The organism is Streptomyces sp. NRRL S-87 (assembly GCF_000719335.1).
In the GTDB taxonomy this organism is placed as follows: domain Bacteria; phylum Actinomycetota; class Actinomycetes; order Streptomycetales; family Streptomycetaceae; genus Streptomyces.
Genome location: NZ_JOGB01000174.1, coordinates 1 through 551, shown reverse-complemented (window position 1 = coordinate 551; position 551 = coordinate 1). Strand labels below are relative to the sequence as shown.

The window sequence follows — 551 nt, the reverse complement described above, 5'->3', positions numbered from 1 at the left end:
GCCCGCCCTGTTCGCGGTGATGGTGTCGCTGGCGGAGGTGTGGCGGGCGGCGGGTGTGCGTCCGGGTGCGGTGGTCGGTCATTCGCAGGGTGAGATCGCTGCGGCGTGTGTGGCGGGGATCTTGTCGTTGGAGGACGCGGCCCGGGTGGTGGCGCTGCGTAGTCAGGCCATCGGTCGGGTGTTGGCGGGTCTGGGCGGCATGGTGTCGGTGCCGTTGCCGGCCGTGCAGGTTCGGGAGCGGATCGCCCCGTGGGGCGAGGAGCGGATCTCGGTGGCCGCGGCCAACGGGCCTTCCTCGGTGGTGGTGTCGGGTGAGGCGCTGGCGTTGGAGGAGTTCCTGGCGGCGTGTGAGGCGGACGGTGTGCGGGCGAGGCGGATCGCCGTGGACTACGCCTCCCATTCCGCGCAGGTCGACCTGCTCCGTGAGGAGTTGGCGGAGCTGCTGGCGCCGATCGTGCCGCGGGAGGCGGAGGTGCCGTTGCTGTCGACGGTGACGGGGGAGTGGGTCAAGGGGCCGGAGCTGGATGCCGGTTACTGGTTCGGCAACCTGC

The 551-nt window shown here is 71.7% G+C and carries 1 protein-coding gene; it reads left to right on the top strand.

All coding sequences use genetic code 11. The features are described 5' to 3' along the window. The coding region (locus tag IF43_RS37500; RefSeq protein WP_158939696.1) for an acyltransferase domain-containing protein at positions 1-551 on the top strand (551 nt) is incomplete at both ends.